At 62.6% G+C, this 12,847-nt stretch carries 11 protein-coding genes and 1 pseudogene; 4 read left to right on the forward strand and 8 right to left on the reverse strand.

Annotated elements, in window-relative coordinates:
- Positions 1-21 precede the first annotated feature (21 nt).
- On the reverse strand, positions 22-927 hold the full coding sequence (locus HB777_10105; protein QND64226.1) for a LysR family transcriptional regulator: 906 nt from the start codon (positions 925-927) through the stop codon (positions 22-24).
- A gap of 110 nt (positions 928-1,037) precedes the next feature.
- On the opposite strand from HB777_10105, the gene HB777_10110 reads away from it, so the two are divergent.
- From HB777_10110 to HB777_10125, 4 genes are all read left to right on the forward strand, one after another.
- A complete protein-coding gene (locus tag HB777_10110; GenBank protein ID QND64227.1) occupies positions 1,038-1,880 on the forward strand; it encodes an isocitrate lyase/phosphoenolpyruvate mutase family protein in 843 nt (280 codons plus the stop codon).
- A 77-nt stretch (positions 1,881-1,957) separates the two neighbouring features.
- The gene (locus HB777_10115; protein ID QND64228.1) at positions 1,958-2,989 is read left to right on the forward strand and encodes an amino acid ABC transporter substrate-binding protein; all 1,032 of its coding nucleotides are present in this window, start codon (positions 1,958-1,960) and stop codon (positions 2,987-2,989) included.
- Positions 2,990-3,033: 44 nt separating this feature from the next.
- The gene (locus HB777_10120) at positions 3,034-4,236 is read left to right on the forward strand and encodes a cystathionine beta-lyase (GenBank protein QND64229.1); all 1,203 of its coding nucleotides are present in this window, start codon (positions 3,034-3,036) and stop codon (positions 4,234-4,236) included.
- Between the two features lie 12 nt (positions 4,237-4,248).
- The gene (locus tag HB777_10125; GenBank protein ID QND64230.1) at positions 4,249-5,526 is read left to right on the forward strand and encodes a cytochrome P450; all 1,278 of its coding nucleotides are present in this window, start codon (positions 4,249-4,251) and stop codon (positions 5,524-5,526) included.
- 52 nt (positions 5,527-5,578) lie between these two features.
- Here the strand turns inward: HB777_10125 and HB777_10130 are convergent, their stop codons facing one another.
- From HB777_10130 to HB777_10160, 7 genes and pseudogenes are all read right to left on the reverse strand, one after another.
- Entirely contained in the window at positions 5,579-6,895 is a 1,317-nt protein-coding gene (locus tag HB777_10130; protein QND68724.1) for an ArgE/DapE family deacylase, read from the reverse strand.
- Positions 6,895-7,854 carry an ABC transporter permease gene (locus HB777_10135; protein QND64231.1) on the reverse strand — a complete coding sequence of 320 codons (960 nt, stop codon included), beginning with the start codon at positions 7,852-7,854 and terminating at the stop codon, positions 6,895-6,897. Before HB777_10135 ends, HB777_10130 begins: the two co-directional genes overlap by 1 nt.
- Positions 7,851-8,796: pseudogene (locus HB777_10140) on the reverse strand (ABC transporter permease). Before HB777_10140 ends, HB777_10135 begins: the two are co-directional and overlap by 4 nt.
- 47 nt (positions 8,797-8,843) lie before the next feature.
- The gene (locus HB777_10145) at positions 8,844-9,830 is read right to left on the reverse strand and encodes a substrate-binding domain-containing protein (protein ID QND64232.1); all 987 of its coding nucleotides are present in this window, start codon (positions 9,828-9,830) and stop codon (positions 8,844-8,846) included.
- 34 nt (positions 9,831-9,864) lie between these two features.
- Entirely contained in the window at positions 9,865-10,635 is a 771-nt protein-coding gene (locus HB777_10150; protein QND64233.1) for a sugar ABC transporter ATP-binding protein, read from the reverse strand.
- 90 nt (positions 10,636-10,725) lie between these two features.
- Positions 10,726-11,502, reverse strand: coding sequence for a cytoplasmic protein (locus HB777_10155; protein ID QND64234.1), 777 nt, complete (start codon positions 11,500-11,502; stop codon positions 10,726-10,728).
- Between the two features lie 72 nt (positions 11,503-11,574).
- Positions 11,575-12,762 (reverse strand): LacI family DNA-binding transcriptional regulator, encoded by a 1,188-nt coding sequence (locus HB777_10160; protein ID QND68725.1) that lies wholly within the window; start codon positions 12,760-12,762, stop codon positions 11,575-11,577.
- Between the last annotated feature and the right edge of the window lie 85 nt (positions 12,763-12,847).

Here is a 12,847-nt window from a genome sequence, read left to right on the forward strand (position 1 = left end):
CCAACTCCAAGAAGCCGCTGTTCAATCCTTGGCCAGAAAGCCCGTGCCCAGCAGGTCCAGCAATCTGCTAGCGGCGGCGCTCAAAAAACCACCACGACGCGTCACCACAAAAATTGGAATGGTGGGCGTCAGGTCCGCCACGTCGATGGCGACGAGCGTTCCGGCGGCGAGCTCCTCCGCGACACCGCTTTCTGTCATCAAGGCGAGGCCAAAGCCTGCTTCGACGAGACGCTTCTGCGCGGTCAGGCTGTCGACAGGCGTCCAGTCGACGTCGCCGAGCCCAAGCGTCTGGAAAATGCTGAACACATGCGAAGCCCAGATCTCGCGCTGTCCCGGGATTTCCGGGAAGGCTATCCACCTCTCGTCGACCAATCCGGCGAGCGACGGGATCGAACGGCCGGCCAAGGCATGGTCGGTCGAGCAGACGACCAGCAATCTTTCCACGCCAAGGCAGTCATATCGCAGGTCAGCTGAGCGATCCCGGTCATAGCGAATGCCAATGGTGGCTTCGCCGCGCCGCACCAGATCGCTGACTTCGGTGCTGCGGACCGTCCGCAGCGCCAGGTCCACCGAGGGATGACCGGCTGCGAACCGCTTCAGGATGGCGGTAAGGCTGGTGCTGGCCAGAGTGCCCACGACCGCCAGCGACACGGGGCCAGCATTTTCGGTCTTGAGCGCTCGTACGGCTGTCTCTGCATCTTGGAGGGCAGCAAGCGCGCGCTCCGCATAAGGCAGCAGGACGCGCCCCGCCTGGCTTAGCGCAATGCCATTGGACATCCGCTCGAAGAGCGGCATGCCAAGTTCCTGTTCCAGCAGGCTGATACGATGCGAGATGGCCGGCTGTGTCCGGTTCAGAACGCGGGCTGCAGTCGAAAAGCCACGCTGCCGGTAGACCGTCAGAAACGTGTTCAGTGCCTCGGCGTCCATCTCTTGCCTATAAATAAAATCTATGAGGTGGAGAGATATTAGAAATTGGACGAATGCCGTCAAGCCAAATAGCAGTGTCCTCGCTTGTGAATTGCAGAGGAGATCCGCTGATGGCCACACAGATCGAGAAGGCGAAAGCGTTCAAGGCGATACACTCGGTCGAGCGTGGTTTCGTCATGCCAAATGCGTGGGACGCGGGAAGCGCGGTCGTCCTGGCGGATGGCGGCGTACCGGCGATCGGCACCACCAGTGCCGGCATCGCGTTCTCACTCGGCAAGCCTGACTTTGACATTCGCGATGCGGGCTCGGTGCTGACGCGCGAGGAGATGTTCCAACGACTTCGGCAGATCGTCGACGCCGTCGCCTTGCCGGTGAATGGCGATCTAGAGGACGGCTACGGCGCCGATGCGCAATCGGTTGCCGAAACGGTAAGCCTTGCGATGGCGGCGGGCCTGGCTGGCGGCAACATCGAGGACAACAACCCTCGTAGCGAAGGCCTTTACGAGGAGGGGCTTGCGGTCGATCGCATACGGGCGGCAAGAGCCGCGATCGAGGCAAGCGGCGGCGCCTTTGTCCTGAACGCCAAGATCGACGCATTCCTTGTCGGTCTGCCTGATCCGCTGGAGATAGCCATAAGACGCGCGAACCTGTTTCTCGAGGCAGGGGCCGACTGTGTGTATCCATGCGGTCCCAACGATCTGGACACGATCAGGACCCTGGTCCGCGAGATCAATGGTCCGGTCAACATTGTCATCGGTTGGGGCACCGTTCCGTTGAGTGTGCCGGCGTTGCTCGACATCGGTGTGAAACGGGTCAGCCTCGGCGGCAGCATAGCACGATCGGCACTTGGCCTTGTTCGCCGCAGTGTCCGCGAATTGTGTGACCAGGGCACCATCACTTTCGCGGCCGACCAGATCGGTCAGCAGGAGCTGAACGCTCTCTTCTCAAGATAATCGGATCGCGAGTGCGTGGAGATCGGTAGCCCAGTGCTCCGATCGAAAATGCATGTGCTCAACACAACAAAGGGGGAATGAAAATGACCAAGTTGCTGAGACTGGTGCTTGCTGTGCCGCTGCTTGCATTCGTGCTGCCGGCGGCAGCGGACACGCTTGAGAACGTCAAGGCCACCGGCTTCGTCAAATGCGGCGTCAGCACAGGTGTTGCCGGGTTTTCAGCACCCAATGACGAGGGCGAGTGGTCCGGTCTCGACGTCGATCTGTGCCGCGCGGTGGCGGCCGCGATTTTCGACGACCCCAAGGCGGTGAAGTTCTTCCCCTTGTCGGCCAAGGAGCGGTTCACGGCCATTCAGTCGGGCGAGGTCGACATGCTGCAATACAACACCACCTGGTCGCTCAACCGCGACACGGCCCTTGGCCTGAATTTCCGCGCCGTCAACTACTATGACGGCCAAGGCTTCATGATCAATTCCGCGAAGTTGCCCGGGGTAAAGTCGGCCCGGCAGTTGGACGGCGCTTCGGTCTGTATCCAGACGGGCACGACCAGCGAGCTGAATGTTGCCGACTACTTCAGGGCCAACAAGATCGAGTACAATCCCGTCGTTTTTGAAAAGCTCGAGGAAATCCGGTCCGCATATGATTCCGGGCGTTGCGATGTCGTCACCATTGACCAGTCGGCGCTGTACAGCGTCCGTCTGACGCTTGCCAATCCGGCCGACCACATTGTTCTACCCGAGGTCATTTCCAAGGAGCCGCTTGGATCGGCAGTCCGCCAGGGCGACGACAAATGGTTCGATATCGTCAGCTGGACGCATTACGCGATGGTGACGGCGGAGGAATTGGGCATAGACCAGGCCAATGTCGACGACATGAAAGTCAACGGCAATCCCGAGGTGAAGCGTGTGCTCGGCCAGGAGGCGGACAGCAAGCTGGGCGCGGACCTTGGTCTCGACAGCGACTGGGTTGCCCGCATCATCAAGCATGTCGGCAACTATGGTGAGGTCTTCGAACGCAATGTCGGTGCCGGAAGCCCATTGAAGATCGCCCGTGGCATCAACGCGTTGTGGACCAATGGCGGTCTGCAATATGCGCCGCCTCTGCGTTGATGCCGCAAGCCACAATTCCAGCCGCGCAACCGCCGAGAGATCACATGATGCCTGACGGAAAATGCCTGACGCAGGCGGGTATGAACACGCGGCTGGCGCATATCGGTTACGAGCCGAGTGGCTATTTCGGGTTCGTCAATCCGCCTGTGGTGCATGCATCGACAGTGCTCTTCCCCGACGCTCGAACGATGGCGAAGCGGGACCAGAAATACATCTATGGGACACATGGAACGCCGACCACCGAGGCACTTTGCCGTGCCATCGACACGTTGGAAGGCTCAGCCGGCACGGTCCTGGTTCCGTCGGGCCAGGCGGCCGTCGCCCTGCCAATGCTGGCCTTTCTGTCGGTCGGCGATCACGCGCTGATCACGGATTCCGTCTATGCACCGACCCGCCAGTTCGCCGATCTCGTGCTGAGCCGCATGGGCGTAGAGGTCGAGTATTACGCGCCCCGCATCGGTGCCGGCATCAAACGGCTGTTGCGGTCCAACACCAAGGTCGTCTTCACCGAATCTCCGGCATCCAACACATTCGAAGTGCAGGACATTCCGGCAATCGCCAGAGCCGCCCATGCCGGCAATGCCGTGGTCATGATGGACAACACCTGGGCGACACCGCTGTTCTTCCGGCCGCTCGAGCATGGCGTCGACATCTCGATCCAAGCGGCGACGAAATATCCGGGCGGCCATGCCGACCTGCTGCTTGGCACGGTCTCCGCCAATGCCGCCACCTGGTCACGGCTCTGGGAGATGTTCCTGGCGCTCGGGATTCCCGCTGCGCCCGATGACACCTATCAGGTCCTGCGTGGCCTGCGGACGATGGGAGTGCGGCTCGCCCATCATCAGAAAAGCGCGATCGAGATCGCGTCATGGCTCGAGCATCAGCCGGGCATTGCGCGCGTGCTCCATCCCGCCCTTTCGGGCCATCGCGACCATGCCATCTGGAAGCGCGATTTCTCCGGAGCCAGCGGGGTCTTCTCGATTGTTCTTGCAAGCGACCGACAGGCGCACGCATTTCTCGATGCACTCAAGATATTCGGCCTGGGCTTTTCCTGGGGCGGCTATAGCAGCCTCGCCATGCAGGCCGATCTCGCGGATCGAACCTTCGCCGCTGGTGATTTCGAGGGCCCGCTGATCCGGCTGCAAATCGGCCTCGAAGACATCGAGGATCTCAAGCAGGATCTGGCGCGTGGATTGAGAGCGGCGAGACGCGCAGGCCAGCCAGGTGTCGATCAATCGGTTTTATGAAGGAGATTCGACGTGGCCAATCCGCAGGACAATGCTGACGCATCCGAGACGCTCAACACAGTGAGCCGTGGTTCGGCCATGCCGCGCGGCATGGTCACTGATGAGCCCACACACGTGCGGGCAGCGGCGGCGCACGCCGATCCCTATCCCTTCTATGCGCGCCTGGTATCGGGCGAGCCGATTTATCGAGAGGGGCCGGCCGGGCCGTGGGTCGCCGTCAGTGCGGCGGCGGTGAACGCTGTGCTGACCAGCCCGCTTTGCCTGACGAGGCCGGCGGTCAGCCCGGTGCCCGAGCCGCTGATCGGTACGCCCGTCGCCGAGATTTTCTGCCGCCTCGTGCGGATGAACGATGGAGAGATTCACTGTCCGTTGAAAAGCACCGTGACGACCGCGCTCGAAGGCTTGAGCCAACGACGCGTCACTGAGCTTGCCGATGATCTGGCGAAAGACCTGGCGGCAACCGTCAAGCCTGAGGCCGACGGCGAGCGGCTGAACCAGTTCGTCTCTGCCTTGCCGGCACAATTCATCATGAGCCTGCTTGGGATTCCAGCTACCAGCTTTTCGGACGTCTCACGCTGGATGGGCGACTACGGCGCGGCTGCAACGGCAGCGGTTACGGGTGTTCCATCGCTCACCCCTGCCATTCTGCAAACCGGCGCCGATAGTTCTGCCAAGCTGCTCGATCTGTTTCGCGGCATGCTTGGGGCTCTGCGCGACGATGACGGTTCGCTCTTTGCCGTGCTGTCGCGGCAAGCGGCCCGTTCAGGCCGGCTGGATGCGGATCTGGTGGTCGCCAACGGCATAGGGTTGATGGCGCAAGGCTTTGCCGGAACGTCAGCGCTGATCGGCTCGACGCTTGTCGCGCTGGCGCGCCATCCCGATGCGCTGGCGGCCGTTCGCGGCGACCGCACGCTGCTTGGGCAGGTTATCCAAGAGGTGCTGCGGTTCGATCCGATAACGCACAGCACCCTTCGCTTCGTGGCCCGCGATGGCGTCGTGGCCGGGCAGGCGATGCAGGCGGATGACATGATCATCGTCACCTTGGCCGCGGCCAACCGCGATCCAGCACTCAACCCCGATCCGGATCGCTTCGACATGTTTCGCGACCATAGACGATATATGGAGTTCGGCGCCGGCGTGCATGCCTGCCCAAGCGATCGGCTGGCGACCACGATCGCGGAAGCCGCCGTGAACCGGTTGCTTGACCGGGGAACAGAGGTCGCAGGTCTGGGGACGCGGGTGACCTATCGGCCCTCCGCCCATGTCCGCATGCCGGTCTTCAGGTCCTGAAGAGATGAATGGCGCTCAAATCAGCTGCAGCGCCCGATTTGTGTTGCCGCTGCTAGCGGCACCATTTTTCGACGGCAATTGCAATTGCCTTGGTGCAATCGACGAGATCGCGCACCGAAACGCGTTCGTTCGGCTGATGCGCCTGCGCCGGATCGCCAGGACCGAAGTTGACGGTCGGGGTTTCGCCAAGGCCGGTCGGCAGGCCGATGTCGCTGTGCGCGCCAAAACCACTCAGCACCGGCGACAGGTTGGCTTGCCTGACGGCCTCCTGGAAGACGCCGACAAACGGATTGTCCGACGGGATTTCGGCGCAGTCGGCGTCGAGGATCCACTCGACGCGGGCAGGGTGCCGGCGCAGGTAGGGGTCCGCCTGGCAGACATTGGCGATGTGCTCTTCGATTTCGCGTTTGACGTTGCCGCCCAGTTTGAACTCGTCATGCTCGCTTGGCAGATACTGGGCGTCGATGATGATCTCGCCGCGCCCTGCCATGGAGGAGGGATGTTCGCCGGCGCTCATCTGGGTGACGATGATCTGGTTGGGCAGGTCCATCAGCGGATGGTTCTTTCGGGGATCGAACATCCAGCGCCGGTTGAGGATGTCGATGCCGTCGAGGATTTGCCGGCAAAGCTGGACCGCATCGACCGGGCCGCTCGAATACCAGGCATTGGGCGTCAGTTCCGCATGGCCTCCGATGCCGTCGATGATGATCTTGCCCCACAGAATGCCGTGACAGAGCGGTGCGATCTTGTTCGCGGTTGGTTCGGTCATGATGCCGGCGTCGGCGTGGAAGCCGCGATCAACCATGGCCAGCGAGCCCATGCCGCCGATCTCCTCGTCGACGACGGTGGTGAAGACGACGTCGCCCGACAAGGGAATGTCGAGTCCCTTCAGGATCTCAACGGCCATCAGCATGCAGGCGACGCCGCCTTTCATGTCAACCGTGCCGCGGCCGTGCAGAAATCCGTCCTTGAGGACGGGCTGGAACGGGTCGGTTGTCCAGTGGCCGGCGGCGCCCGGCGGGACGACATCGATATGGCCGGTGAGCATGATGGACCGCCCGCCGCCGGTGCCCTTCAAGACGCCGCCGAGATTGGGCCGGCCCTCGAACGTCCTGCCCTTGTTGGCGCCGGCGCGCCCCTTGTATTTTTCGTAGAGTGCCGGGCCATCCGGGTCCCACAGATCGGTCGAGAAGCCGAGCGCCTCGATGCGTTTTTGCAGATACAGCTGGCAATCGCGCTCGCCGGGCCCGGCCTCCTTTGGGTTGGATTTCACGATCGAGGGGAAGGCGACGAGATCGCTCAGCGTTTCGACAATACGGTCAGCACTTGCTTCGACGCGCGCGGCAATGATCTCTTCCATGGACGGCATCATGATCTCCAACGTTGGGAAAGTCGGTCGGCGAGAAGGACGAAAACCAGAAGGGCGCCGACAATCCCCACCTGCCAAACCGTGTTGATGTTCAGTTGCAGAAGGCCGGTCTTTAGCGTGACCAGCAGCAGGACGGCCGCGAACACGCCGCCAACGCCGCCACGCCCGCCGGTGATGGCGATGCCTCCCAGCATGGCGGCAGTCAGTGATTCGAGTTCGAGGTTCTGGCCGATATTGGGCCTGCCGCTGCCGAGCCAGGCGATCGAGACGAGCCCGGCGGCGCCGGCGAGCGCGCCACTCAGGGCGTAGAGGATGAAGCGAACGCGATCGACCGGAATACCGACCAGCCTGGCCGAGCGTTCGTTGAAGCCCATGGCGTAGATCCAGCGCCCCCAGGCCGTCGAGAGCAGCACCAGGCCGGCCAGCGCAAAGCAGGGGATGGCAAGGGTGAGAAAGGGCAGGGGAATGCCCATGACGACGCCGCGCCCCCACAGGAGAAGCCATGGAGGCACGCCCGCCTGGGCGGCGCCGCCGGTGACGGCAAGTGCTGCGCCGGAATAGACGAAGAAGGTGCCGAGCGTTGCGATGAAGGGGAGAAGGGCGAGCCCGTTCACCAGCCATCCGTTCAAGGCACCGAGCGTCGCGCCGGCCAGGATGCAGACGACAGGCAGCAGGACCGGCGGTAATCCCAGCTTGAGGCAAAGCATCGCGACGATGGCGGACAGCGACACCGCGCCGCCGACCGAGAGGTCGATGCCGGCGCCACCGGCCATGATGACCAGTCCTTGTCCAAGGCCGACCAGGGCCAGGATCGTCGAGAACTGAAGGACGGTGGTGACGGTGCCGAGATTGTAGACCGCAGGCTTGAGCGCCAGCAGGCCAACAATCACGATCAGCCAAAGCCCGCACAGCAGTGCCAAGGTGAGGGCGGGTCCCTGCAAATTCCGGAGCGTCTTCATGCGCGGGCTCGCCGGAGCTGGGCCAATGGGAAGCGGTTGGAAACGGCTTCGAAGCCGAGCACGCCGATGATGAGAACGCCGGTCACGACCGGCTGCCAGAGCGAGGGCACGCCGATCAAAAGCAATCCGTTCTGGAGAATTCTAAGCAGAAGCACGCCGAGCACGGTGCCGATCAGGCTGCATTTGCCGCCCAAGATGCTGGTGCCGCCAAGAATGACCGCCGCGATGGCATCGAGCGCCAGCGTGCTGCCGATCGTCATTTCCACATTGCGGTAGGTGGCGACATAGAACGTGGCGGCAATGCCGGTCAGCACGCCGCTGATGACGAAGGTCATAAAGCGGACCTTGATCACCGGGATGCCTGACAGGCGCGCCTTCTCCTCCGAATTGCCGATCGCCAGCAAATGCAGCCCATAGGGGGTTCGCCGCAAGGCCAGCCAGACGGCCAGATAGGCAACGGCAATCACCAGCGCAGGGACGGGGACGCCGAGCGCGGTGGTTGCAAGCAGATTTGTGAGGCTCGAGGGCAGTCCGGAAAGCCATTGCCCGCCGAGAAGGACAAACAGCGGTGCGGTAGACGCCGAGCAGGCCGAGCGTTCCGACAATCGCCGGAACGCGGCCGAGAACGACGACGGCGGCTGTGACACAGCCGAGCAGCGCGCCGACCAGCGGGCCTATGACGAGCGCCAGCAGCGGACTGCCGTCGGCGCCGAGCACGCGACCGATGGCGATGGCCGCGAGCCCCATGACGATGCCGATCGAGACATCGATACCGCCCATGGCGAGCAGCAAGGTCATGCCAAGGCCGATCAGCAGCAGCTCGACGCTGTTGCGCAGGACCGTGGCTGCATTGCCTGATGTGGCGTAGTGGGGCGATGCGACGGAGAAGATGACGATCGCCAGCAAACAGGCGACAAGCAGAGACCACTCCCGCCCGTTCATGGAGAAGACACCGTTTCCAAACTGTCGCACCGCGTTCATGTCACAGCTCAGAAGTTGAACTTGTCGACATTGTCCTTGGTGAAGATGGCCGGCGGCCCGAGCAGCAGAATGCCCTTGGCGGCGTCATAGGTGACGGGCTTTTCCAGGCCGGCGATCTTGTTCTCCGCCTCGAAGGTCTTGCCGTCGATCAGCTGCTTGCCGGCCCAGACCGTGAGATAGCCGAGCTGTTCGGGATCCCAGAGCACCGTGAAGCCGAAGGCGCCGCTCTTCAAATAGGAGCGTGCCGTGTTCGGGCTGCAGTAGCCGGCGCCGATGACGGAGCCGATCTTGCCGGCGGTCTCGATGGCCTGGGCAACGCCCGGGCATGTCGAGGATGCAACGGCGATGATGGCCTTGATATCGGGGTTGGCGGCCATCAGATCGCCGGAGATCTGCGCGGCGCGCTCGGCCGTGCCGCCGGCGAATTGCGGCGCGAGCAGCTTCAGCTTTGGATACTTGGCGGTGGCCTCTTTCTGCATGAAGCCGATCCAGGCGTTGAGATTGGAGGCCGTTGCTTCGCCGGAAACGATGCCGATTGTCGCGTCCTCGCCAACGCGCTTGACGAGTTCGTCGACGATCGTCGTGCCGAGGCCTTCGTCGGTCGCCTGGGCGACATAGACAGCGCGGCCGCTGTCGGGTGCATCGCTGTCGCTGGTGAACAGTTTTATACCCTTCGCCTTGGCGCTCTCGACAACGGGCGCGATGCTGGAGGCATCGAGGACGCTGACCGAGATCGCCTCGACACCCTGATCGATCAGGTTCTGGACGATCTGCAGCTGGTCGACCGGGTTGGTGTCGACGGGACCGGAATAGATGAAGTCGACGTCGAGGTCCTTGGCGGCGCGATTGCCGCCGGCTTCCATGGCGTTGAAGTAGGGGATGCCGATCAGCTGCGGGACGAAGGCGACTTTGTGTTTGTCGGCGGCATGCGCTGCCGTCGCTACGACGAGTGACAGTGCGGAGGCTGCGAGCACTTTCTTGAACTGTGAAAGCATTGTGGTTTGATCCTCTCTGGAAATGACGTGCGTTTCAGTTTGTTTTTTCGAGCGCCCGCACGTCGGGATGAGCGCCTGTTATGAGCGAAACGACTTCCTCGTGATTGGTGTCGGCGGCCAGCCGTTCGGCCACCTTGCGGCCGCGCCGGAACACCACGATGCGGTCGGCAACCTCGAAGACCTCGGAAATGTTGTGGCTGATGAGGACGACGGCGCAGCCGCGCGCGGCAAGCCGCCGCGTCAGCGCCAGGACCTTGCGCGTCTCGGCAACGGCAAGGGCTGCCGTCGGCTCATCCATGATGACCAGCCTGGCGTTCAGATTAAGCGCGCGGCAGATGGCGACAGCCTGGCGTTGACCGCCCGACAGGCTGCCGACCGGTGCTTCCGGATCGGAAATGTGGGCGTCGAGTTCTTTCAGCAGGCCGTCGACACGCTGGCGCATTTCTTTGCGCTTGAGAAAGGGAATGCCGAAAATGGAGCGTTTCAATTCGCGGCCGAGAAAGACGTTTTCGGCGATCGACAGGTTCTCCGAGAGCGCCAGTTCCTGAAAGATCGTCGCGATCCCGGATGCTGCCGCATCCTTGGGCGAGTGAAAGGCGACCGGGTTTCCCTCGATGACGAGTTCCCCATCACTGGGTGGATGAGCGCCCGCCAGGATTTTGATGAAGGTCGATTTGCCCGCGCCATTGTCGCCGAGAAGCGCCAGCACCTCGCCGGAGCGGATCTCCAGGTTGACATTTGCCAGCGCGGTCAGCGCGCCGAAGCGCTTGGCGATGTTTCTGGCGACAAGAAAGGGTTCTGTCATGGCGATTCCCCGGTGGTGCTGATCAGCTTGTCTTTGTTTTTATGCATGTCGTTTGCCCCAAAACCGCTGCGCGCTTTTGGGCGACATGCATTAGACAGCCTTGCTGACCCAGCGCAGCACGTTGGTCCAAAGGCTGGCGTAACCAGGCCATTCGACGAAACTGTTCGGCAGCCAGTGCGGGCCGATATCCGATGTCCAGACCAGTGTGCGCCCCTTGCCATGGCGCCCGGTGACCAGCAGGGGATGGCCGCCCTGGTCCTGCGGCAGCCGTGCCAGAACCTCGACATCGTCCCGATCACGGGCGATGACCTCGTTGGCGCCGAGCAGCAGCGGCCACTCGCCTTCGATGCCGGCAAAAATCGGGTGATCCCTGGGGCCAGTGATCTCGGGGCGAAAGCCCTCGGGAATTTCGAGCCGGTCGTCGTTGGGAAGGCAGGTCACCGGCAGCGCGTCCTCGACCGCCGTGCGATGCCAGCGCGCCTTGCCGTCGATGCCCTGGAAGCTGAAGTAGCCGCCGATCATGATCAGGCCGCCGCCCGCCTGCGTCCAGTCGCGCAGAAGCTTGAGCCGGTTGGGCACCGTCTTGCCATGCAGCCAGACGTCGGGATGAAGCAGCAGCGAGTTCGCGCCAATATCGGACAGGATGATCGCCCTGTATTGCGACAGGCCCTCCATGGTGAAAGGCAGCTTCTCGACGGCCTCATGGGCGGGCATGTAGTCGAGATCGAATTCGCTGTCTTTCAAGGCGTCGACCAGGGGTGTTGCGCCCAGATGAAAGGTGACGCTGCCGAACTGATCGAAGCCCTTGTAGTGGGTTGCCGAACTCATCCAGCTCTCGCCGACCAGAAGGACTTTTGTTTTCGCCATGATCATGCTCTCCTGATTTCGCCGGATGGGACGGCTGTCTGCTGGATGTCAAAAAGTCGATAAGCCATTGATTCAGCTTGCCATCATGGCGTTGTTCGCCAGGGCGGCAGCCTGCAATGTCGTAAAGTCCGCAATGTAACCCTGCGCGCCTTCGACTGTTGTCGTCAGGCTTGCGCCGATCGCCGCATAGCGCGCGGCATCGTCCAGCGACGCGCCGTGCAGCCAGAGGCTGAGGAAGATGCCGGCGAAGCTGTCGCCGGCGCCTGTTGCATCGACGCGATTGACCGGCAGTGCCGGCACCTCGATCTGCGGGCCGCCATTTGCCGGAAAGACGACCGCGCCAAATTCGCCGAGGGTGAGCACCACCGTCCCGCGCGCCTTGATGCGTGACAGCATCAGCCGCACTTCTTCGATCATTGACGCGATGCGGGTGCGGAAGTCGAAAATCTCCCGCATCATCACGTCGTTGATAAAGGTCAGGTCGATCTGTTTGACCATCTGCGTAAAGGTTTCCGGCGTGCGCGCGCTTTTCGGCAGGCCAGCCGAATGCAGGCTCACCTTCCAGCCGGCCTGATGAAAGCGCGCAATGGAGGCGGTCATCGTCTCATAGTGGAAGCCTTCGATATGAAGGCAGGCCGGACGCTGCTGGGGCTGGATATCCAGATTGGCGGTCAGGTCGACTTCGCCAAGCTCGAACGGTTCGCTGATGATCGTCCGGCTGCCGTTGCGCTCGATGATCACGATCGCCTGCGAGAGGCGGTTGTTGGGCGTGCTGCGGATCGGCAGAGCGTGGACGCCCAGTTTCGAAAGCGCGCCGAGCGCCCAGTCGCTCTCCGGGTCCTCACCGACTGCCGTCGCCAGTTCGACGTCAAGAGCGTAGGGGGCACCGACGCCGGCGGCGGCAACCGCGAGATTGGCCGCCGGCCCGCCCAACGCCTTTTCGATATGGCTGGCGGTGATGCGGTCGTCGCGATGCGGCAACACGTCGACGCGGCACAGGAAGTCGACACTCACCCGACCGGCGACCAGGAGTCTTGGCAGATGGTCGAGGTTTTTCGGCCTGTGCGGTGCGCGGCCCGGCAGTGAGCGGGCAAAGGAGCTCGGCCGATACATCAGCGCGGCAACCGCCTTTTCGATGCGGTCGCGCGTGCCTTCCTTCAGGCTGGCCGTTCCATTGATGAAGTTCGATACCGTGCCGATGGAGACACCGGCGGTTCGTGCGACATCTGCTATGGTCGGGCGCTTGCGTTGCACTTGCAGAGTTCCAATTGAAGCGTTTCAAAACGGTAGCAGCGAAAATGCGACGCCTCAACGGAATTATCTTCTAAAAAATTGGACGGCGTTC

It is taken from the genome of Mesorhizobium loti (genome assembly GCA_014189435.1).
Classification (GTDB): domain Bacteria; phylum Pseudomonadota; class Alphaproteobacteria; order Rhizobiales; family Rhizobiaceae; genus Mesorhizobium; species Mesorhizobium loti_G.

What these genes read in the sequence shown, in the direction of transcription:
- HB777_10105 (QND64226.1), bottom strand. Translation starts at nt 927, where the DNA reads ATGGACGCCGAGGCACTGAACACGTTTCTGACGGTCTACCGGCAGCGT.
- HB777_10110 (QND64227.1), top strand. Translation starts at nt 1,038, where the DNA reads ATGGCCACACAGATCGAGAAGGCGAAAGCGTTCAAGGCGATACACTCG.
- HB777_10115 (QND64228.1), top strand. Translation starts at nt 1,958, where the DNA reads ATGAAAATGACCAAGTTGCTGAGACTGGTGCTTGCTGTGCCGCTGCTT.
- HB777_10120 (QND64229.1), top strand. Translation starts at nt 3,034, where the DNA reads ATGATGCCTGACGGAAAATGCCTGACGCAGGCGGGTATGAACACGCGG.
- HB777_10130 (QND68724.1), bottom strand. Translation starts at nt 6,895, where the DNA reads ATGCCGTCCATGGAAGAGATCATTGCCGCGCGCGTCGAAGCAAGTGCT.
- HB777_10135 (QND64231.1), bottom strand. Translation starts at nt 7,854, where the DNA reads ATGAAGACGCTCCGGAATTTGCAGGGACCCGCCCTCACCTTGGCACTG.
- HB777_10145 (QND64232.1), bottom strand. Translation starts at nt 9,830, where the DNA reads ATGCTTTCACAGTTCAAGAAAGTGCTCGCAGCCTCCGCACTGTCACTC.
- HB777_10150 (QND64233.1), bottom strand. Translation starts at nt 10,635, where the DNA reads ATGACAGAACCCTTTCTTGTCGCCAGAAACATCGCCAAGCGCTTCGGC.
- HB777_10155 (QND64234.1), bottom strand. Translation starts at nt 11,502, where the DNA reads ATGGCGAAAACAAAAGTCCTTCTGGTCGGCGAGAGCTGGATGAGTTCG.